This is a genomic window from Achromobacter sp. 1014246743 (genome assembly GCF_059760725.1).
Map to the genome: position 1 here is coordinate 1 of NZ_JCBANA010000082.1, position 19,057 is coordinate 19,057.

The 19,057-nt window shown below is 67.1% G+C and carries 18 protein-coding genes; 3 read left to right on the plus strand and 15 right to left on the minus strand.

All coding sequences use genetic code 11. From position 1 onward, the window contains the following. Positions 1-474: 474 nt before the first annotated feature. Complete coding sequence (locus AC6LJ2_RS25870; protein ID WP_199165706.1) at positions 475-1,125, minus strand: carbonic anhydrase; 651 nt, start codon at positions 1,123-1,125, stop codon at positions 475-477. Positions 1,126-1,382: 257 nt separating this feature from the next. Continuing rightward, positions 1,383-1,721, minus strand: a complete 339-nt coding sequence (locus AC6LJ2_RS25875; protein ID WP_263915690.1) for an FxLYD domain-containing protein — start codon at positions 1,719-1,721, stop codon at positions 1,383-1,385. Positions 1,722-2,121: 400 nt separating this feature from the next. On the opposite strand from AC6LJ2_RS25875, the gene AC6LJ2_RS25880 reads away from it, so the two are divergent. Further along, entirely contained in the window at positions 2,122-2,463 is a 342-nt protein-coding gene (locus tag AC6LJ2_RS25880) for a PsiF family protein (protein ID WP_263915691.1), read from the plus strand. A 73-nt stretch (positions 2,464-2,536) separates the two neighbouring features. On the opposite strand, the gene AC6LJ2_RS25885 is transcribed toward AC6LJ2_RS25880, so the two are convergent. Genes AC6LJ2_RS25885 through AC6LJ2_RS25910 form a run of 6 tightly spaced genes read right to left on the minus strand, consistent with a single transcriptional unit; the run spans position 2,537 to position 6,341 of the window. Then, positions 2,537-3,577 (minus strand): cyclase family protein, encoded by a 1,041-nt coding sequence (locus tag AC6LJ2_RS25885; protein ID WP_498152467.1) that lies wholly within the window; start codon positions 3,575-3,577, stop codon positions 2,537-2,539. 5 nt (positions 3,578-3,582) lie between these two features. Continuing rightward, entirely contained in the window at positions 3,583-4,362 is a 780-nt protein-coding gene (gene pcaD, locus AC6LJ2_RS25890; protein ID WP_445657692.1) for a 3-oxoadipate enol-lactonase, read from the minus strand. A gap of 52 nt (positions 4,363-4,414) precedes the next feature. Beyond that, the gene (locus tag AC6LJ2_RS25895) at positions 4,415-4,711 is read right to left on the minus strand and encodes a YciI family protein (RefSeq protein ID WP_445657691.1); all 297 of its coding nucleotides are present in this window, start codon (positions 4,709-4,711) and stop codon (positions 4,415-4,417) included. A gap of 12 nt (positions 4,712-4,723) precedes the next feature. Further along, positions 4,724-4,999 (minus strand): muconolactone Delta-isomerase, encoded by a 276-nt coding sequence (catC, locus tag AC6LJ2_RS25900; RefSeq protein ID WP_175191666.1) that lies wholly within the window; start codon positions 4,997-4,999, stop codon positions 4,724-4,726. Positions 5,000-5,010: 11 nt separating this feature from the next. Beyond that, positions 5,011-5,655: a 3-oxoacid CoA-transferase subunit B gene (locus AC6LJ2_RS25905; protein ID WP_025138289.1), complete on the minus strand. Its 645-nt coding sequence runs from the start codon at positions 5,653-5,655 to the stop codon at positions 5,011-5,013. After that, positions 5,652-6,341: a 3-oxoacid CoA-transferase subunit A gene (locus AC6LJ2_RS25910; RefSeq protein WP_445657690.1), complete on the minus strand. Its 690-nt coding sequence runs from the start codon at positions 6,339-6,341 to the stop codon at positions 5,652-5,654. Before AC6LJ2_RS25910 ends, AC6LJ2_RS25905 begins: the two co-directional genes overlap by 4 nt. 169 nt (positions 6,342-6,510) lie before the next feature. On the opposite strand from AC6LJ2_RS25910, the gene AC6LJ2_RS25915 reads away from it, so the two are divergent. After that, positions 6,511-7,293: an IclR family transcriptional regulator domain-containing protein gene (locus AC6LJ2_RS25915; RefSeq protein ID WP_263915694.1), complete on the plus strand. Its 783-nt coding sequence runs from the start codon at positions 6,511-6,513 to the stop codon at positions 7,291-7,293. Between the two features lie 50 nt (positions 7,294-7,343). On the opposite strand, the gene AC6LJ2_RS25920 is transcribed toward AC6LJ2_RS25915, so the two are convergent. From AC6LJ2_RS25920 to ppc, 7 genes are all read right to left on the minus strand, one after another. Continuing rightward, positions 7,344-8,072 (minus strand): SDR family NAD(P)-dependent oxidoreductase, encoded by a 729-nt coding sequence (locus AC6LJ2_RS25920; protein WP_263915695.1) that lies wholly within the window; start codon positions 8,070-8,072, stop codon positions 7,344-7,346. 55 nt (positions 8,073-8,127) lie between these two features. After that, entirely contained in the window at positions 8,128-9,468 is a 1,341-nt protein-coding gene (locus AC6LJ2_RS25925; RefSeq protein WP_263915696.1) for a short-chain fatty acid transporter, read from the minus strand. Positions 9,469-9,652: 184 nt separating this feature from the next. Continuing rightward, positions 9,653-10,588 (minus strand): 3-hydroxyacyl-CoA dehydrogenase family protein, encoded by a 936-nt coding sequence (locus AC6LJ2_RS25930; RefSeq protein ID WP_263915697.1) that lies wholly within the window; start codon positions 10,586-10,588, stop codon positions 9,653-9,655. A 254-nt stretch (positions 10,589-10,842) separates the two neighbouring features. After that, complete coding sequence (locus tag AC6LJ2_RS25935; protein ID WP_498152468.1) at positions 10,843-13,320, minus strand: TonB-dependent siderophore receptor; 2,478 nt, start codon at positions 13,318-13,320, stop codon at positions 10,843-10,845. Between the two features lie 114 nt (positions 13,321-13,434). Further along, positions 13,435-14,430: a FecR domain-containing protein gene (locus tag AC6LJ2_RS25940; RefSeq protein WP_498152469.1), complete on the minus strand. Its 996-nt coding sequence runs from the start codon at positions 14,428-14,430 to the stop codon at positions 13,435-13,437. Between the two features lie 4 nt (positions 14,431-14,434). Next, a complete protein-coding gene (locus tag AC6LJ2_RS25945) occupies positions 14,435-14,956 on the minus strand; it encodes a sigma-70 family RNA polymerase sigma factor (protein ID WP_498152470.1) in 522 nt (173 codons plus the stop codon). Between the two features lie 130 nt (positions 14,957-15,086). Further along, positions 15,087-17,936, minus strand: a complete 2,850-nt coding sequence (gene ppc, locus AC6LJ2_RS25950) for a phosphoenolpyruvate carboxylase (protein WP_498152471.1) — start codon at positions 17,934-17,936, stop codon at positions 15,087-15,089. Positions 17,937-18,104: 168 nt separating this feature from the next. On the opposite strand from ppc, the gene queC reads away from it, so the two are divergent. Continuing rightward, positions 18,105-18,818: a 7-cyano-7-deazaguanine synthase QueC gene (gene queC / locus AC6LJ2_RS25955; RefSeq protein WP_263915702.1), complete on the plus strand. Its 714-nt coding sequence runs from the start codon at positions 18,105-18,107 to the stop codon at positions 18,816-18,818. Positions 18,819-19,057: the final 239 nt, after the last annotated feature.

The following is a 19,057-nucleotide window of genomic DNA, read 5'->3' on the forward strand; positions in this document are numbered from 1 at the left end:
GGTGAGGGCGGGGCTACGATTGCGGTCCGGAGCCTTCGCTCCGGACTGCCCCGTCCTCATCGTCGTCCAGGCCTTCGGCCTTCCCTTCCGATTCCGTCGGGCGCATCTACACGCCCCGCCCTCACCCGCCTGCCCCGTCACGCGCTCTTGATGTGCATTAGTGCCGGACGTTGGGGCGAATTGCGTGCTTGGCGTTTTGGCCAAGATCGTTTGGGGTTGGAGCGGTTTGCGGGGCCCGCCTCGTGCCGGCCGCGCGGGCGGCCTTGCTCGGCTTACGGGGTGTCTTGCGTCGTGGGGATGACGCTGCGCGCTTGCGGGTTACCGGCTTGCGTAGCGTTAGCGGCCTGCTGAGGGTGCGGCCGGTGTGACTTGTGTCTGTGATTGCTTGCGGTGGGCGGCGACGCTTTGGGGGGTGGGGGCCACTCGCGGGCGGCAGCTTGGGGCTGGGTGCTGCGTCGCCGCGCCGCGCTGGGGTTACGCCGGCAGGCCGGTTTCCAGGCAGGGGTGGAATTCGCCGGTGGCGGGGTCGCGCAGGAAGAGGACGCCGGTGGCGACGCCGAAGTAGGTGCCGTGGAGTTCGAGTTCGCCCTTTTCCACGCGGCGGCGGATGGAGGGGAAGGTCATCAGGTTGTTCAGGCTGTGGCCGATGACGGCGAGTTCCAGGCGCTTGAGGTTGGCGGCGCGGTCGTCGGTGCCGGGGCCGATGGCGTCGGCGACGGGGGCGATCTGGGACATCCACTTGCCGATGAAGTCGCCCTTGGTGAGGGGCTTGGCGTCGTCGAAGAAGGCGCGGATGCCGCCGCAGGAGGCGTGGCCCAGGACGACGATGTGTTTGACGTTGAGGCCATTGACGGCGAATTCGATGGCGGCGCTGGTGCCGTGGTACGAGGATTCGGAGTCGGGATCACAGGGCGGGACGAGGTTGGCGACGTTGCGCACGACGAACATTTCGCCGGGGCCGGCATCGAAGATCGCTTCGGGCGAGACGCGGGAGTCGCAGCAGCCGATGATCAGGATTTCCGGGCTTTGCCCAGTTTCGGCCAGTTTTTCGTAGCGGCTGCGTTCGGAATGGAAACGGCCTTCGAGAAACGATTGATAGCCTTCGGTGAGTCTTTTGGGAAACATGATCTTCACTTCCTTGGTAACGATGCCAGGCGTGCTGGCGCGCCGCGGACGCAACAAGGGGCTTCGTGTGGAAGCCCCTTTTGTCGAGTCGGCATACGGAATTTTCCCATACTTGGACCCGGACTTGTTTGACTAAACCCTGATATCGCCAGGGTTTTTAATTCCTTGCAAGGATAGCCCCCCCGGCCGCCCGGCCGCCCGAAGGCCGGGGCGCCCCCTTTGGGGGCAGCAAGCGCGAAGCGCGCGGCGTGGGGGCATTATCTAGCCCTGATGTCTAACGCCGTGACCTTGGCGAATTGCAGGGGGGTGATGGCGCGGATCATCTTGATCTGGCCGGGGGCGAGGGGGCCGATGTCGTCGTCGCGGACGCGGCCGACTTCGCGGCCCTGGGCGTCGTAGAGGACGAAGGTGAGCATGACGTTGTTGATGGCGCGGGTGGATTGGTTGGCGAGCGAGCCGGTGATGGTGGAGACGTTTTCGTTGGTGTCGCGGACGGCCTGGATGTTGCCCAGGGTGACGCCGTAGAGGAAGCTCTGGGCGTTGGCGGCGCCGGTCAGGCCGGCCAGCAGGGCGACGAGGGCGAGGGCGGTTTTCATGCGGGTCTCCTGTGAGGCCGGCGCGGCAAGGCCGGGCTGCCTGGGCCGCGGTCTTGTGCCTGGCGTTGCCGCGGGATATGCGCCTATCTCACACCTTTCCGCTGCCCGGCACAACGGGCTGAAAGGATGAATGGGTAACAGGTTGCGCGGGTTTGCCCCAGATTTCTCTGCGGATGCCACAAGTGCATCGGAATGTCTCCAAGTTGGGGATTTCTGGGCACATTTTCCGCGCCTTTCCGCAAGCTGAATGGGAGCGGTGGCGTTAGCATTTGTTGTCTTTTGGGCGCTTGCGAAGCGGTCTGGTTTGTCCGATGATGACCGGGCCGGCACCTTGGCCGGCGGAACGTGCGGCCCGGTTGTGCGCGTGGATGGCGTCGGCGGGCGCTCAAGGGAGGAACCCATGCTTTCCCGTACTAGCCAGTTGGCTTCGGCCATTGTGTTGTCCGCCAGCTTCCTGGGCGCCGCCTATGCCCAGACGCCCGCGGCCACGACGCCCGCTCCCGCCAAGACGCCGACCGCGCAGCAGCAGCGCATGGCCGATTGCAACAAGTCGGCGGAAGGCAAGAAGGGCGACGACCGCAAGACGTACATGAGCGCGTGCCTGAAAGGCGAGGCCCCGCCGCCCGCCAAGCAGCTGACGCCGCAGCAGCAGAAGATGAAGGACTGCAACGCCAAGGCCGGTGAACAGAAGCTGACCGGCGACAAGCGCAAGACGTTCATGAGCACCTGCCTGAAGGGCTGAACGCCGCTTGATGCAAAAAAGCGCCGACCGTTGAACGGGTCGGCGCTTTTTCTTTTGGGGGATACCGCGTGGCTTACACCGTGGCGATCGGCGTGACCGGCGATCCGATCGCGTGCGGCAGGCGCAGCGGCGGGGCGGTCAGCATGAAGCGGTGGCGGCCGTTGGCGTGCAGCCAGTCGGCCAGGTCTTTGAGGTACCAGAGTTCGGCCAGGGGCAGGCCCAGCTTGAACAGGCAGTGGTGGTGCAGCGGCAGCATGGCGCGCGGGCCGGTCTTTTCGCGGGCGGGGTAGGCCTCGACCGCGTAGTTGTCGGCGCAGATGGCGGCGATGCCGCTGTCGGTGATCCATTGCAGCAGCGCGGCGTCAGTGCCGTCCAGCGCGGCGCCGTAGGTGTGCAGCACCTGGGCGTCCGGTGTGCCGTTCATGGCGACGACCGCCTCGGCGTAGCCGGTGCGCAGCACCAGCATGTCGCCGGGTTCGACGTCGATGTGGTCGGTGGTCAGCACGTGCATGAGTTCGGCGTGGCCGATCAGGGTGCGGCCGGGGCCGTAGTGGCGGAACAGGTCGACCAGCACGCCGCGGCCCTGCATGCCTTTCTGCGCCAGGTTTTCCACGCCGAGCTTGAGCGCGGCCGACGGGCCGCCGCTGTTGCAGCCGCAGCCGGTGTGGTCGCCATCGGCCGGGCCGAGCACGTCCACGCCGGCCTGGAAGCCGTTGTAGTAGCGCAGTTCGGGCTTGCCGTCGCCGTCGGCGTCGAACAGCGCGCCGACGTGCGCCAGCGCGTCCCACTGGGTGGAATACTGCATGGACAGCAGCACTTGATCGTCGCTCAGCACGTCCACCGCATCGGGGTTGACGTTGCGCAGGGGGAAGTTCAGGTAGGGCGTGTCCTGCAGCTTCGTGGGGCTCAGCTGCGGCGGATGGCGGCGCGGGTTGAGCACGTTGCCGCCGGGCAGGTCCAGGGGCAGGGACAGGCAGAACGTCTTGCCGGCGCGGATTTCGCGCGCGCCTTTCAAGACTTGTTCTTCGGTAATGAGGTTCAGGCGGCCGAGTTGGTCGTCGGGTCCGAAGTCGCCCCAGTTGGAGCCCTCGGGCCGGTGGGTCCAGCGCTGCATGCGGTTTACTCCGTCAGGAAGTCGACGACCGCGCGGGTGAAGGCTTCCGGTTGCTCCCAGTTGGAAATGTGGGAGGTGTTCAATTCCAGGTATTGCGCGCCGGCGATGGCGTCAGTCAGTTCGCGGCCTTGGGCGGGCGTGGCGGCCAGGTCGTGGGTGCTGGCGATGACCAGCGTGGGGGCCTTGATGGCCGAGACCTGTTCGCGGAAATCGGCGTCGCGCAGCGCGGCGCAATTGCCCGAATAGCCGGCGTCGGGGGTGCGGCGCAGCATGTCGACCAGCACCTGGGTCAGGCCCGGTTCGGCGGCGCGGTAGTCGTCGGTCAGCCAGCGCTGGACCAGCGTGGGCGCCATCTTTTCCAGCGTCTGTTCGGCGACTGCGGCAATGCGGGTGCTCCAGCCTTCGGCCGAGCCGATGCGCGCGGCGGTGTTGCACAGGATCAGCTTGTTGATCAGTTCGGGGCGGTTCAGCGCCAGCCACAGGCCGGTGGGGCCGCCCATCGACAGGCCGCAGAAGTGCGCCTGCTTGATGTTCAGGTGGGCCAGCAGTTCGGCCACGTCGTTGCCCAGCTGCGCAAAGGTGTATTCGCCATCGGGCACCGAGGATTTGCCATGGCCGCGGGTGTCGTAGCGCAGCACGCGGAAGTGCTTGCTCAGTTCGGGCACCTGGCGCGCCCACATGTCGGCGCAGGTGCCGAGCGAATTGGACAGCACCAGCACCGGGGCGTCGGCGGGGCCGTCGATGACGTAGAACAGCCTTGCCTGGCTGAGATCGGCGTAAGACATGGGGAAATCCTCGGGAATGGGCAACGGCCGCCCGGGGGCGGCCGTGTCTTGATTACAGATGGCAGGTGCCGTTGACGTAGGCTTTGCGCCAGCGGGTGATGGTCACGCGGTCAAACAGCTGGGCCTGGGCGAACGGGTCGGCATCGATGAACTGTTGCGCGGCTTCGCGCGTGTCCAGGTCGACGATGTACAGGCCGCCGCCCGCATCCGTGCCGTCGTCCTGCAGCTTGGCGCCGCAGGCCAGCAGCAGGTGCTTGTTGGCATCCAGGTATTCCAGGTGTGCGGCGCGGTGCTGCTGGCGCACGGCCTGGTGGCCGGGCTTGTCGAAGGTTTCGATGATGTAGGGCATGGGCGGCTCCGGTCAGATCGCGGACGGGTGGCGCGCCAGCGCCGTGACGTTGATGTCCATGTACGGGAACAGCGGCAGCGACGACAGCAGCGTGTGCAGTTCGTCGTTGCTTTCGACGTCGAAGATGCTGACGTTGGCGTAGCGGCCGACCACGCGCCACAGGCTCTTCCATTTGCCATCGCGCTGCAGCTGCTGCGCCAGGGCCTTTTCGTCGGCCTTGAGCTTGTCGGCGCGTTCGGCCGGCATGTCGACGGGCAGGTTGACTTGCATTTGAACCATGAACAGCATTGCTTATCTCCTTATTGGGAAAACTTCAGCGGCAGGCCGGTCAGGCGCAGCAGCTCGTCGGCGGTGACCTCGCCGAACATGTCGATGACGGTCACGCCGTCGGCACGGATGTCGAACACGGCCACGTCGGTGTACACGCGGGACACGCAGCGCACGCCGGTCAGCGGATAGGTGCAGGCCTCGACCAGCTTGCTCTGGCCTTCGCGGGTGGTCAGTTCCATCATGACGAACACGTCCTTGGCGCCGATGGCCAGGTCCATCGCGCCGCCCACGGCGGGGATGGCGTCGGGCGCGCCGGTGTGCCAGTTGGCCAGGTCGCCGTGCTGCGACACCTGGAAGGCGCCCAGCACGCAGATGTCCAGGTGGCCGCCGCGCATCATGGCGAACGAGTCGGCATGGTGGAAGAACGAGCAGCCGGGCAGTTCGGTGACGGGCTGCTTGCCGGCGTTGATCAGGTCGTAGTCTTCTTCGCCCTTGGCCGGGGCCGGGCCCATGCCCAGCATGCCGTTTTCGGTATGCAGGATGACTTCACGGTCGGCCGGCAGGTGGTTGGCCACCAGGGTGGGCAGGCCGATGCCGAGGTTGACGTAGGCGCCTTCAGGGATGTCCTGCGCAACGCGGGCGGCGATCTGGTCGCGGGTCAGTTTGGTGCTCATTGCTGCTCCTTGGCGGCCGGGGTGGCGGGTATCTGCACGACGCGCTGCACGAAGATGCCGGGGGTGACGACGGTTTCCGGGTCCAGGGTGCCCAGTTCGACGACTTCACGCACCTGCGCCACGGCCACGCGCGCGGCGCTGGCCATGATGGGGCCGAAATTGCGGGCGGTCTTGCGGTACACCAGGTTGCCCCAGCGGTCGCCGCGCTCGGCCTTGATCAGCGCGTAGTCGGCGTGCAGCGGATATTCCAGCACGTACTGGCGGCCATTGATTTCGCGGGTTTCCTTGCCGTCGGCCAGCGGGGTGCCGTAGCCGGTGGGCGAGAAGAACGCACCGATGCCGGCGCCGGCGGCGCGGATGCGCTCGGCCAGGTTGCCTTGGGGCACCAGTTCAAGCTCGATCTTGCCGCTGCGGTACAGGCCGTCGAAGATCTGCGAGTCCACCTGGCGGGGGAACGAGCAGATGATCTTGCGCACGCGGTTGGCGCCGAGCAGGGCGGCCAGGCCGGTGGTGCCGTTGCCGGCGTTGTTGTTGATGATGACCAGGTCTTTCGCGCCTTGTTCGAGCAGGGCGTCGATCAGTTCCATGGGCTGGCCGGCGGTGCCGAAGCCGCCGATCATGACGGTGGCGCCGTCGGGGACGTCGGCGAGGGCGGCCGCCGCGCTTGCAACAAGCTTAGAAATCATGGTGTTCGCTCATAGGTGGCGTGTCATAATTTGTTCTTAATTAGAACTTTCGTTCTTCTGAAGAACATCGTTTCATGGGGATAGTCGACCGTCAAGGCAAGCCGGCGCGGTGCGATCTCCCCCGTTCAGGGTTGCCGGCAACGGCAACGCTTCTTTTCGCGGTAGACGGATGGCCGAGCAAGAAACCCAGCAACCCAGCGACAGCTACGTTCAATCCTTTGCACGCGGCCTGTCCGTGATCCGGGCCTTCGGCCCCGAGCGTTCGCAGATGACCTTGTCCGAGGTCGCCGCCGTCACCGGCCTGACTCGCGCGGGCGCGCGCCGCATCCTGCTGACGCTTGAGCACCTGGGCTACGTCACGGTCGAAGACCGCAAGTTCACGCTGACCCCGCGCATCCTGGAACTGGGCTACGCCTATCTGTCGGGCACGCCGCTGTGGAACCTGGCGCTGCCCTACATGGAAGAAGTGGCCGAGCAGACGCGCGAGTCGTGTTCCGTGTCGGTGCTGGAAGGCGCGGACATCGTCTACATCCTGCGGCTGTCGACGCACAAGGTCATGACGATCAACCTGGCGGTGGGCAGCCGGCTGCCGGCGTGGGTCACGTCGATGGGCCGGGTGCTGCTGGCGGGGCTGCCCGCTCCCGAGCTGGACCGGGTGCTGGCCATGAGCCAGATCCAGGCCTATACCGCGCACACGGTGATCGACATCGCCGAACTCAAGCGACTGCTGGCCGGCGTGCGCGCCGACGGCTACGCCTGCGTGGCGCAGGAACTGGAGCCCGGCCTGCAATCGGTGGCCGTGCCCATCGTGGACCGCAGCGGCCGCGTGATCGCGGCCATGAACGTCAGCGGTCATGCCAACCGCTTTTCGCGCGAAGAGATGCTCGCCGCGTTCCTGCCGCCGCTGCGCCGCGCCGCCGACCAGATCAACCACGCGCTGCTGCGCCGCTAGGCGGCGCGCGCAGGGGCTGAGGCGGGGGCGGGCGCGCATGGCGGCGGGCCTCAGATCGGGGCGACGCCCAGCGTCGTGCCGCCGCAGACATACAGCATCTGGCCGGTGACGAAGCCGTTGTCGGGCGACAGGAAGAACATCGCGGCGCGCGCCACGTCTTCGGGCGTGCCCAGGCGCTTGACCACGATGCTGTTGATGATGCGTTCGGTCTGGGGCGCGCCGGCGGGATTGCTCTTGGTGAACAAGTCGGTGGCAATGGGGCCCGGGCCGATGGCGTTGACGGTGATGCCGTCGCCGCCCAGTTCCATGGCCAGCGTGCGCGTCAGCCCCACCAAACCGGCCTTGGTGGCCGAATAGACCACGCGGTCCGGCTTGCCCAGCGCGGCGCGCGACGACATGTTGACGATGCGGCCGAAGCCGGCTTCGCGCATGGCGGGCAGCGCGGCCTGCACCAGGATCAGCGCGGTGCGCAGATGCAGGTTCACCACATAGTCCAGGTCGGCCAGCGTGGCCGTGTCGGCGGTGCCCGGGCGCGTGGCGCCGGCATTGTTCACCAGCCCGACGATGTTGTAGGCCGCGGTGACCTCGGCGGCGACCGCCTTGGTGCGCGCTTCATCGGTCAGGTCGGCCTGGTACGACACCAGCCCGGCGGGCGGGTTCTCGGGCAGCTTGTAGTCGATATTGACCACCTGATGCCCCGCGTCCAGCAGCATGCGGATGATGGCGGCGCCGATCCCGGCGCTGCCGCCGGTCACGAGATATGCGGTAGGTTTGCTCATATCGGTTTCCCGTTCCAGTCTTTGGTGCGCGGCGCCCCGCGGGGCGCCGCGGCGATCAGTGGGTGAGATATCCCCAGGCCAGGACGGCCGTGATGTGGATCACGCCCACCCACAGCATCATGATGACCGTGTAGCCCATCACGTCGCGCAGCTTCAGCTTGGACAGCGCCAGGGCCGGCAGGATCCAGAAGGGCTGCACCAGGTCGTTCCAGGCATTGCCCAGCATCACGGCCATGGTGGTCTGGTTCAGCGCGCTGCCGATTTCGCGGGCAGCATCGATCATGAACGGACCCTGGATGACCCAGTGGCCGCCGGCCGAGGGCGCGAAGAAGTTGATGACGAACGAGCTGATCAGGCCCCAGAACGGCAGCGAGGCCGGCGTGGCGACGTCGACGAAGACCTTCGAGATGGTGGTGACCAGGCCCGAGGCGGCCATGATGGCCATGATGCCGGCGTAGAACGGGTACTGCAGGATGATGCCCGAGATCGTCTTGATGCCTTCGGTCAGCTTGGCCACGTAGGCGGCCGGCGTGCCCAGCAGGATGATGCCCAGGAACAGGATGATGAAGTTGATCAGGTTCAGGTCGAGCGAGCCGCCGTCGATGAAGTGGAAGGCCACGTAGGCCACGCCCAGGGCGCCGATCAGCAGGCTGAGGATGCGGCTGTTGTTGAGCTTGGAGGCAATGGTGCCCTTTTCCAGCATGTCTTCGGCCGCATTGGACGCGTTGGCGTCGCGGTCGATGGCCGGGTCCACTTCGACGATCTTCTCGCCTTTCTTCGGATGCAGCCAGGCGTTGAGCAGCGGCAGCGTCACGATGATGACCAGGCTGGTGATCAGCATGGGCACCGAGAAGATGGTTTCCGTCAGCGGGATGATGCCCATCTGCTTGGCGGTGGGGTGGCCGGGGGTGGCGACCAGCACGGGGATGCTGGCGGACAGGCCCAGGCCGTACATGGTGAAGCCGCTGTAGGCCGAGGCGATGATCAGGGGGTAGTGCACGCCCTTGACCTTGAGCGCCAGCTTCTTGGCGACGATGCCGCCGATGACCAGGCCGAAGCCCCAGTTCAGGTAGCTGCCGACGCCGCCGACCAGGGTGGCGACGATGATGGCGGTGTGCGGCTTGTGCACGTGACTGACGATGCGGTTGAGCAGGCGGTCGGTCAGCGGCGCGGTGGCCAGCACGTAGCCCATGGCCAGGATGACGGCCATCTGGGTGGTGAAGGCCAAGAGGCTCCAGAAGCCCTTGCCCCAGGCGCGGGTGATGTCGCCGATGCCCTGGCCCTCGATGCCCATGGCCAGCAGCACGGTGAGCAAGGTCAGCGCGATCGCGAAAACGAAAGGATCGGGCAGATACTTGCGCATCAGCTCAGTAAAAAAAGATGCCAATTTATTCATGATGCCTCCAACGAACTCCGGTAAGGCGTATTGCTCTGGTGTCTTGCGCCGCGACGCGCCAGGTAGGGGCGCGCAGCGGGTGGGACGATCGGTTTCTTTGTGTGGTGGGCTCGTGGCCCGCTGGCGCGTCAGGCGGATTGCCGCGCGCCTTATGTAATGGGTATTCGGGGTGCCTGCGGGGGCGTCAGGAATCGCCGGCTTTCTGGTTCAGCCAGGCAGCCAGTTCGCCCAGGGCGGCGCTTTTCTCGCGCAGCACCTGTTCACGGCGCTCGGGGCTCCAGGTATAGAAGCCCTGGCCGCTCTTGGCGCCCAGCTGGCCTTGTTCGACTTTGCTTTTGAGCAGGTCGGACGGCTCGGTGCGGTTTTCCAGGTCTTGGTAGAGGTAGCTGGCGATGGCGTAGTGAACGTCGATGCCGTTCATGTCGCGCTGTTCGAGCGGGCCGGACAGGGCCAGGCGGATGCCCAGGCTCCATTTCACGACTTCGTCGATGTCTTCGGCGCTGGCCACGCCCTTTTCCAGTAGCGAGATGGCTTCGCGCGCCAGGGCGTGCTGGATGCGGTTGGCGATGAAGCCGGGGATGTCCTGGCGCACCAGCACGGGCCGCTTGCCGCCAAAGCGCAGGGTGGCCATGACGCGGGCGACGGTGTCGTCGGAGGTGTCGTCGTTGCGCACGACCTCGACCAGCGGGATGACGTCGGCGGGCGTGAAGAAGTGGGTGCCGACGAAGCGGTCGCGGCGCGCGACGGCGCTGGCGATGGCGTTGATGGACAGGCCCGAGGTGTTGGTGGCGAAGATGGCCTGGGGCGGGCACAGGGCGTCGAGCTTGGCGAAGAGGCCGCGCTTGAGTTCGAGGTTTTCCGGAACGGCTTCGATGATGAGGTCGCTGCCGACGGCGGCGGACAGGTCGGCTTGCATGCGGATGCGCTGCAGGGTTTCCTGGACCTGGCCGGGGGCGTAGACGTTGAGCTGGCGTTCGATGGTGCCGCGGGCCCGTTCCAGGGCGCCGGCCATGGGGTCGATCAGGACGATGTTCAGTCCCTTCGAGGCGAAGAGCGCGGCGATGCCGCTGCCCATGGCGCCGGCGCCGATGACGGCGAGATGCTTGAGGGGAGTATCCATGAGGGTTCGCTTGGGCCTTACATGGCGCGCGGCAGGCAGCACAGGCGGAACCAGGGAAATGCGATCTGTCTCTTCCGTCGGTGTCTTCCTGTGCGCGGGCCAGAAAAATCGTTGTGTTCTATATACGAACATTTGTGCGTATATAGAATTTCTGAGGAAGATAGTACTAAAAGTTGCCGGGGGTGGACAAATGGGGTTTTGAGGGTGTACGCCAGGTGGACGGTGGGGGCGAGCTGCCCCCGCCGGTCACCGCGCTACCAGCGATAGCTCGCCGTGCCGATCACCCGACGCGGTTCGCCATAGAAGCAGCCGTAGGTGCAGCTGCCGATGTAGGTCTTGTCGGCCAGGTTGGTGGCGTTGAGCGCGAACCGCCAGGGGCCGGTGGTGTAGCTGACCATGGCGTCCAGCAGCGTGAACGACGGTACTTCGACCGCCGTGCCGTGCGCCATGCCGCGCGTGCTGCCGACATAGCGCACGCCCGCGCCGACCCGCAGCCCCGGCAGGCCGAAGGCGCCGAAGCCATAGTCGCCCCACACCGAGAATTGATTGAAGGGCACCGAGTTCAGTCGCTTGCCGACCTCGTCGGGCTGCAGCGGGCTGGCCTTGAGCGTGCGCGCATCGGTATAGGCGTAGGCGGCGATCAGGTTGGCGTGGCGGCCGATGCGGGTGCGGGCTTCCAGTTCCAGGCCGCGTGCACGGGCCTGCCCGGCCTGGATTTCATAGTTCGTGTCGAACGGGTCGGCCACGGTCACGTTCTTGCGCGTGAGCTGGTAGATCGCCGCCGACAGCAGGGTGTCCGACCCCGCCGGCTGGTAGCGCAGGCCGGCCTCGTATTGTTGGCCGGTGGTGGGCTTGAAGCGGTTGCCCTGGCGATCCTGGCCGCTGGTCGGCTCGAACGATTCGCTGTAGCTCAGGAACGGCGCAAGGCCATTGTCGGCCAGGTAGACCACGCCGGCGCGGCCGGTGAAGGCCTGGCTCTTTTCATTGTCCGCGAGCTTTTCACCCGTGAAGAAATTGCGCTCGTTGACCGTGACCCAGTCGTGCCGCCCCCCCAGCAGCACGACCCATTTGTCGGCGATCTTGATCTGATCCTGGAGATAGACACCCAGACGTTTCATGTCGCTTTTCGAGGACGATCCCGGGAACGGTTGCGCGGGCCCCAGGGGCACGCCGTAGACCGGGTCGTAGAGATCGATGTTGTTGTTGGCGCGCACATAGCGCTCGGTCTCATGCTTGGGCAGCGAATAGTCCAGGCCGGCCAGCCACGTGTGGTGCAGCGGGCCGGTATCCAGGTCGTATTGCAGCGATGTATCGGCCACCACGGCGGATGATCGGTCCCAGCGCGGCATGGCGCCGCGGTCGGCCGTGTGGCGCTGGTCGGCTTGCAACTGCCAGATGTCGGTAGAGAAATAGGTGCTGTCTGCGTGGAAGTAGCGCACGCTGTTGCGCAGCTTGAGCTGGTCCGTGAACGCGTGTTCGAACAGGTAGCCGACCGAATAGCGCTTCATGACGAATTTGTCGAAGCCGGGTTCGCCGGTGTAGCGGTTGCGGGGGATCTTGCCGTTGATGTTTGGCAGCACCGTGCCCTGGGCCGGCAGGCCATAGACATAGGCCGTGCGGTCTTCCTGGTATTCGGCCAGCAGCGTCAGGGAGGTGGCATCGGTGGGCTGCCACTTGAGCGCCGGGGCGACATAGGTTCGGTCATCCGGGACGTAATCGATGAAGGCGTCGCTGTCGCGCTTGAGGGCGGTCAGGCGGTATGACCATTTGCCCTCGTCGTCGAGGGCGCCGCCAAAGTCGCCGGAAATCTGCTTGCGGCGAAAGTTGCCCGCCTCGATGTTCAGTTCATGCAGCGGTTCGACGGTGGGCCGCTTGCTGACCGTGTTGATCACGCCGCCGGGCGGCGCGGCACCATAGAGCACCGAGGCTGCGCCTTTGAGGAATTCGACCCGTTCCAGGCCGTACAGCTCCTGGCGCCCGTTGTAGATATTCACTGTGTACAACGTACCGTCGCGGAAATAGTTGCCCTGGCTGCCACGAAAGCCGCGCAGGAACAGGCTGTCGGAGGTACGGTCCTGGCCTTCCGCGCGGCTCACGCCCGCTACGTAGCCCAGCGCGTCCTGCAGGCTCTGCGCCTTGAGCGTCTCGATTTCTTCCGCCCCCACCACCGTGATCGATTGGGGCGTTTCGATGATGGGCGTGTCGGTCTTGGTCCCGGTGGCGCTGACGCGGGCGGCGTAGCCATGCAGCGGACCCGTGGCGCTTTCCGGCCGTGCGGTGACGGTGACGGCCTCCAGCGTGGTGGCGTCCGACGACGTGGCTGGCGCGGGCGCGAGGGTGTAGCTGCCGTTGGCTTCGCGCCGGGCTTGCAGGCCGTGGCCGCGCAGCAGCGCCGCGAAACCCTCGCCCACGGTGTAGATGCCGGTGATGCCGTCGCTGCGCTTGCCTTGCAGCAGGCCGTCGTTCATGGTCAGTTCGACGCCCGCCGCGCTGGCGTAGGCATTGAGCGCCTGGCTGAGCGGGCCGGCGGCCACGGTGTAGGGGCGGCGCGCCTCGGCGCTGGCCTGGGCCTGGGCCTGCGCCAGCGGCGCGGTGGCGCAGGCGGCCAGCCCGCCGCCCATCAAGAGCGCCAGGCGGATCGCGGCGGCGCGCTGCGAGGCGACCAAGCGACGAAGCGGGCGGGAAGACGGCGCGGCAGCGGGGCGGCGACGGAACGGCGGGTGAGCGGACATGAAGTAAGCCTTGCTGATCGGGTCGAGGGAAAAGGGGAGTCACCCTGTATCCCGAACGAGCCGGCCTGAGGGACAAGCGATCGCGAAGAAAAGTTGTAACGGTGGTGGCGGGCGTCAGTCTGCGGACCGATCGGCCGCGCGCAGCGTGACCCAATAGCGCGTGCGATACACGACGTCCACCGGTAGCCCGCGCGTCAGGTTCTCCAGCGCCCTGTCGGTGTCGCGCAGTGAAAACACGCCGCTCACGCGCAGGTCGGCGACCGCCGGGTCGCAGCGCACGACGCCGGACCGATAGCGCGCCAGTTCGGCGGTGAAGTCTTCCAGCCGCATGCCGTCGGCCACCAGCAGGCCTCGGCTCCAGGCGGCCGCGTCATCGTTCGCGGCCGCGGGCGGCTCGACGCGGTCGCGCGAAAAGCGCGAGCCCTGGCCTGCATCCAGGCGGACGGCCTGGCCCGGCGCGTCCATGGGTCGGATTTCAACTGCGCCTTCGAACACCGCCACACGCGTGGTGTCGTCGTCATCGCGCACGCTGTAGCGCGTGCCCAGCGCCTGTACCGAGCCGTGCCGCGTGCGGACCAGGAAGGGGCGCGCCTGGGCGGCGGTATCGGGCGCGGTGGCAATCAGGATTTCGCCTGCCCGCAGCACCACCAGTCGTTCCGTATCGGAAAAGCGCAGGTCGATGGCCGACGCGGTGGACAGGGTGACGCGCGTGCCGTCCGGCAGGGTCAGGTCGCGGATCTCGCCAGTGGCGCTGCGGTAGTCGGCAGCTGCGCGCTGCCAGGTGCCGGTGCTGCGTGCGGCATAGCCGGCGCCCAGCACGATCACTCCCAGGCTCAGCGCGCGCAGGGCGCGGCGCCGGCCGGCGCTGGTCTTGGGTCGGCGCAGGGCATGGCGGGCGGCCTCGCGGGGCAGGCCCAAGAGCTTGCCCTCGAACGCCAGCAGGCGCTGCCAGGCCTGTTCGTGATCGGGATGCCTGGCGCGCCAGCGGGCGCAGTCAGCGCGGTCCTGGTCGGTGACATCGTCCGACCACAATTGGGCGATCCATTCGGCAGCCTGCTGCAGGATGGCGGGGTCCAGGGCCGGTTGGGCCACGCGGGAGGCGTCTGTCATGGCGTCAACCGCGCGCCGCCCACTGCGCCTGGTAGCAGGCCAGCAGGGCGGCAGCGATGTACTTCTTCACCGACGACACCGACACGCCCAGCCGCGCCGCGATGTCGCTGTAGGGCAGGCCGTCCAGCTTGCACAGCAGCAGCGCCTCGCGCGCCTTGGCCGGCAGCTGGTTGAGGATGGCGTCGATCTCGACCAGGGCCTCGATGGCCAGCGCGCGCGCTTCTTCCGACGGCGCCTGCGGGCGCGGCAGGTGGGCGATGGTTTCCAGGTAGGCGGCTTCGATCTGGCGGCGGCGGTGCAGGTCGATCACCAGGCAGCGGGCGATCTGCGCCAGATGCTGGCGCGACTGGTGCGGCTCGGGCAGGCGGCCGCTGTGCAGGATGCGCAGGTAAGTGTCGTGCGCCAGGTCGGCCGCGTCCCAGGCGTCGCCCAGCCGCCGCCGCAACCAGCTGCGCAGCCAGCCATGGTGTTCGGCATACAGGCTCTCGATGCCCTGTCGCGGCACGGCGGATTCGGGGGGGGACATGGCACGGCCTCCGGCGCAAAGGCATGCGGAAGGCCCGGCGCAATGAGATGAGAATAATACTCATTTTATAGCGTAGGCCGGCGCTCCCGCAATGCATGGCCGGGCGCCGGGCCCAGCCATGCGCGGTCACTCACCCCGAGTTGCGCAACCCGGCGGCGATGCCGTTGATGGTCAGGTGGATCGCGCGTTGCACGCGTTCGTCGGCGTCGGGGTTGGGGTGCTTCAGCGCCGCGCGGTGGCGGCGGATCAGGTCGATCTGCAGGTAGTTCAGCGGGTCGATGTAGGCGAAGCGTTCGCGCAGCGAGTCTTGCAGGGTGGGGTTGTCGGCCAGGAGTTCGCGGCGGGTCAGGAGCTTGAGCATGGCCAGGGTGCGGGCGTGTTCGGCGCTGATCTGGCCGAAGATCTTTTCGCGCAAGCCGCGCTGGGGCACGAGCTGGGCGTAGCGGGCGGCGATGGCGAGGTCGGATTTGGCCAGCACCATTTCCATGTTGGACAGCAGGGTGCGGAAGGCGGGCCAGTCTTGCGCCATCTCGCGCAGCTGGGCCAGGCGGCCGCGCTTGGAGCGCGGGGCGTCGGGGGCGCCGGTTTCCAGGTAGGCCTCGATGGCCGAACCCATGCCGTACCAGCCGGTGAGCATGAGGCGGCATTGGGCCCAGGAAAAGCCCCAGGGGATGGCGCGCAGGTCTTCGATGCGCTGGCCCTTCTTGCGGGAAGCGGGGCGCGAGCCGATGTTCAGGCCGGCGATTTCGGCAATGGGCGTGGCCGCAAAGAAGTATTCGGCAAAGCGCGGCGTGTCGTAGACCAGGCCGCGGTAGCTGCGCTGTGCGGTTTCGGACATGAACGTCATGGCCGGGCCGTGGTGGGCCATGTGGGCGTCTTCGGCGCTGGTGGCTTCGGCGCGCGGCGCGAGGCTGGATTCCAGGGTGGCCGCGACCAGCAGTTCCAGGTGCCAGCGGCCGACTTCGGCGTCCTTGTATTTGCTCTGGATGACTTCGCCCTGTTCGGTCAGGCGGATCTGGCCGGCGACGGTGCCGGGGGGCTGGGCCAGGATGGCGTCGAAGCTGGAGCCGCCGCCCCGGCCAACGGAGCCGCCGCGGCCGTGAAAGAGGCGCAGGCGGACGTGGCGGGCGGAAAAGACGTCGACCAGGGCGCGTTCGGCCTGGTAGAGCGACCAGTTGGACGTGAGGAAGCCGCCGTCCTTGTTGCTGTCGGAATACCCCAGCATGACTTCCTGGGCGCCGTTCTGCGCCTGCTTCACGCGCTGGCGGATTTCGGGCAGGTCGAGCCAGGCGGCCATGATGTCGGCGCCGCGCTGCAAGTCGGGAATGGTTTCGAACAGGGGCACGACCATCAGGCCGTCTTCGGCGGGGATGTCCTGGCCGGCGGGAGCGATGAGGCCGGCCTCTTTCTGCAGCACCATGACTTCAAGCAGGTCGCTGAGGGTTTCGGTGTGCGAGACGATGGTCTGGCGCACCGCCTGCTTGCCGTAGCGCTGGCGGCCGGCGGCGGCCGCGCGCAGCACGGCCAGTTCGCGGGTGGTGTCTTCGCTGTAGGCGATCCAGGGCGAGGCCAGCGGGCGGGCCTGGGCAAGCTCGGCGCGCAGCAGCGCGACGCGGGCGGCTTCGTCCAGGGCCAGGTAGTCCAGCGGCTGGCCGTCGTGGGTGGCGCCTGCGCGGGTGAACAGTTCGGCGAGCGCGCGTTCGTGCACATCGGAGCTTTGGCGCAGGTCGACGGTGGCCAGGTGAAAGCCGAACACTTCCACGGCCTGCTGCAGGCCGGCCAGGCGCAGCTTGCCGATGGGGGCGCCGTGGTGGGCGGCCAGCGACGCGGCGATGATGGCGAGGTCGGCGGACAGTTCCTGGGGCGCATCGTACGGCGCGGCGGCCACCGTGCTGCGCCGGGCCAGGTTCTGGCCGGTCAGGCGCTGGGCGGTGGCGGCCAGGCGGGCGTAGACGCCGACCAGGGCGCGGCGGTAGGGTTCGTCGCTGCGGTGGGGGGAATCGTCGCCACTGCGGTCGGCCAGCGCCAGCAGGTCGGCGTCGGCGGCGATGAGCAGGGTGGTGATGGAAAGCTCGGCGCCCAGCGCGTGGACTTCCTGCAGGTAGTGTTCGAACAGCACGGTGGCCTGGCGCAGCAGGGCGCGTTCGAGCGTGCCGGCATCGACGTTGGGGTTGCCGTCGCGGTCGCCGCCGATCCAGCTGCCCATGCGCAGGAAGGGTTCGAGCGGCGCGGGCGGGGCGGCAAAGGGCTTGGGGCCGTCGCGGTTCAGCAGCTTGGACAGGTCGGCGTACAGGCGCGGAATGACGGGCAGGAAGGTGCTGCGGTAGTACGACAGCGCGTTCTCGATTTCGTCGGCCACCGTCAGGCGGGTGTAGCGCAGCATGCGGGTCTGCCACAGCGTGGCCACGCGGCCGAGTAGCGCGGCGTCGAGCTCGGCCAATTCTTCGGGCGTGAGCGGCGTGTCCCGCTGGGCCAGGGCGCTGGCGATTTCACGGTGCACGTCCAGCGTGCTTTTGCGCTGCACTTCGGTGGGGTGCGCGGTCAGCACGGGCATGACGCAGGCCTCGGCCAGCAGGCGGCGGATGCGGGCGGGAGAAACGCCATGGCCGGCCAGGGTCTGCACGGCGTCGCGCAGGCTGCCGCGCGCGGGGGCGTCGCCGGTCAGGGCGCGGGCCCGCTGGCGGCGGTTCTGGTCGCGGTCTTCGGCGATGTTGGCCAGGTGCAGGAAATAGCTGAAGGCGCGCGCGACCGAGTTGGGGTCGCTGCCTTCCAGGCGCTTGACGCGCTGTTCCAGCAGCCTGCCGTCGGCGTCGTTGCCTTCGCGGCGGAATTTGACGGCGGTGCGGCGCAGCGTTTCGATGGTGTCGAAGACGCGTTTGCCTTCGCATTCGGCGATGACGTCGCCCAGTAATCGGCCGAGCAGCCGGATGTCGTGACGCAAGGGTTCTGCTGAATCGGACTGCAAGCGGCTGGCATTCATCGGGCGGGAGATCCGTCGGGCTGCGGGAATGGGAAGGGTGGGTACGTGCGCGCTACTGAGAAACCGTGATGAAAAACGGATCGATTTTACGCAGGCTTCCTTACGGGAAAGGCGCGTGGCTGCGGTAAAGTCTGGCCTATCCCTTCGTCTTTCCAGAAACCCCCTTTCATGCAAAATCACCAACGTCGCGCGCTCGTGCTGTTTTCGGGCGGCCAGGATTCCACCACTTGCCTGGCCTGGGCGCTGGACCGCTATGCCCATGTGGAAACCGTGGCGTTCGACTACGGCCAGCGCCACCGCATCGAGCTCGATGCGCGCCTGAACGTGCTGCGCGAATTTCGCACGCGCTTTCCCGAGTGGGCGCCGCGACTGGGCGAAGACCATCTGCTGGACCTGAAGGTGCTGGGCCAGGTGGGTGACACCGCCATGACCAGCGACCGCGCCATCGAGATGCAGGCCAACGGCCTGCCCAATACCTTCGTGCCGGGCCGCAACCTGCTGTTCCTGACGCTGGCCGCGGCGCTGGGCTACCGGCGCCAGCTGGACGTGCTGGTGGGCGGCATGTGCGAAACCGATTTCTCGGGCTACCCCGATTGCCGCGACGACACCATCAAGGCGCAGCAGGTAGCGCTTGGGCTGGGCCTGGGCAGTCGCGTCACGATCGAAACGCCGCTGATGTGGATCGACAAGTCCGAAACCTGGGCGCTGGCGCACACCTTGGGCGGCGACGCGCTGGTCGAGACCATTGTCGAAGAAAGCCACACCTGCTATCTGGGCGAACGCGGCGCGCGCCATGCCTGGGGCTACGGCTGCGGCACCTGCCCGGCCTGCAAGCTGCGGCTGGCAGGGTGGGAAAAATGGGTGGCGGCCAAGGGGGCCTGACAGGCCGCAGTGGCGGATGCACCCGCGCCCCGGGCGGGGGGGAGGGCAATCGGGCATGGCAGCGCAGCGCGCAGGCGCCAGACATGTACCGCCACGCATATCGCTACGTTTCGCCGATCGCTGAATTCTATTTCGATATATTGAATATTTCTCATTTTAAAATGAGAAATATTCAATAATTTGTCCAGTTTGGAACGCTGTTCGAGGATTGAGTGCGCTTTTTTTGCGACCCTGTTCCA

Bases quoted from the DNA above. Each gene is read 5' to 3' on its own strand.
- AC6LJ2_RS25870 (WP_199165706.1), bottom strand. From the start codon at position 1,125: ATGTTTCCCAAAAGACTCACCGAAGGCTATCAATCGTTTCTCGAAGGC.
- AC6LJ2_RS25875 (WP_263915690.1), bottom strand. From the start codon at position 1,721: ATGAAAACCGCCCTCGCCCTCGTCGCCCTGCTGGCCGGCCTGACCGGC.
- AC6LJ2_RS25880 (WP_263915691.1), top strand. From the start codon at position 2,122: ATGCTTTCCCGTACTAGCCAGTTGGCTTCGGCCATTGTGTTGTCCGCC.
- AC6LJ2_RS25885 (WP_498152467.1), bottom strand. From the start codon at position 3,577: ATGCAGCGCTGGACCCACCGGCCCGAGGGCTCCAACTGGGGCGACTTC.
- pcaD (WP_445657692.1), bottom strand. From the start codon at position 4,362: ATGTCTTACGCCGATCTCAGCCAGGCAAGGCTGTTCTACGTCATCGAC.
- AC6LJ2_RS25895 (WP_445657691.1), bottom strand. From the start codon at position 4,711: ATGCCCTACATCATCGAAACCTTCGACAAGCCCGGCCACCAGGCCGTG.
- catC (WP_175191666.1), bottom strand. From the start codon at position 4,999: ATGCTGTTCATGGTTCAAATGCAAGTCAACCTGCCCGTCGACATGCCG.
- AC6LJ2_RS25905 (WP_025138289.1), bottom strand. From the start codon at position 5,655: ATGAGCACCAAACTGACCCGCGACCAGATCGCCGCCCGCGTTGCGCAG.
- AC6LJ2_RS25910 (WP_445657690.1), bottom strand. From the start codon at position 6,341: ATGATTTCTAAGCTTGTTGCAAGCGCGGCGGCCGCCCTCGCCGACGTC.
- AC6LJ2_RS25915 (WP_263915694.1), top strand. From the start codon at position 6,511: ATGGCCGAGCAAGAAACCCAGCAACCCAGCGACAGCTACGTTCAATCC.
- AC6LJ2_RS25920 (WP_263915695.1), bottom strand. From the start codon at position 8,072: ATGAGCAAACCTACCGCATATCTCGTGACCGGCGGCAGCGCCGGGATC.
- AC6LJ2_RS25925 (WP_263915696.1), bottom strand. From the start codon at position 9,468: ATGAATAAATTGGCATCTTTTTTTACTGAGCTGATGCGCAAGTATCTG.
- AC6LJ2_RS25930 (WP_263915697.1), bottom strand. From the start codon at position 10,588: ATGGATACTCCCCTCAAGCATCTCGCCGTCATCGGCGCCGGCGCCATG.
- AC6LJ2_RS25935 (WP_498152468.1), bottom strand. From the start codon at position 13,320: ATGTCCGCTCACCCGCCGTTCCGTCGCCGCCCCGCTGCCGCGCCGTCT.
- AC6LJ2_RS25940 (WP_498152469.1), bottom strand. From the start codon at position 14,430: ATGACAGACGCCTCCCGCGTGGCCCAACCGGCCCTGGACCCCGCCATC.
- AC6LJ2_RS25945 (WP_498152470.1), bottom strand. From the start codon at position 14,956: ATGTCCCCCCCCGAATCCGCCGTGCCGCGACAGGGCATCGAGAGCCTG.
- ppc (WP_498152471.1), bottom strand. From the start codon at position 17,936: ATGAATGCCAGCCGCTTGCAGTCCGATTCAGCAGAACCCTTGCGTCAC.
- queC (WP_263915702.1), top strand. From the start codon at position 18,105: ATGCAAAATCACCAACGTCGCGCGCTCGTGCTGTTTTCGGGCGGCCAG.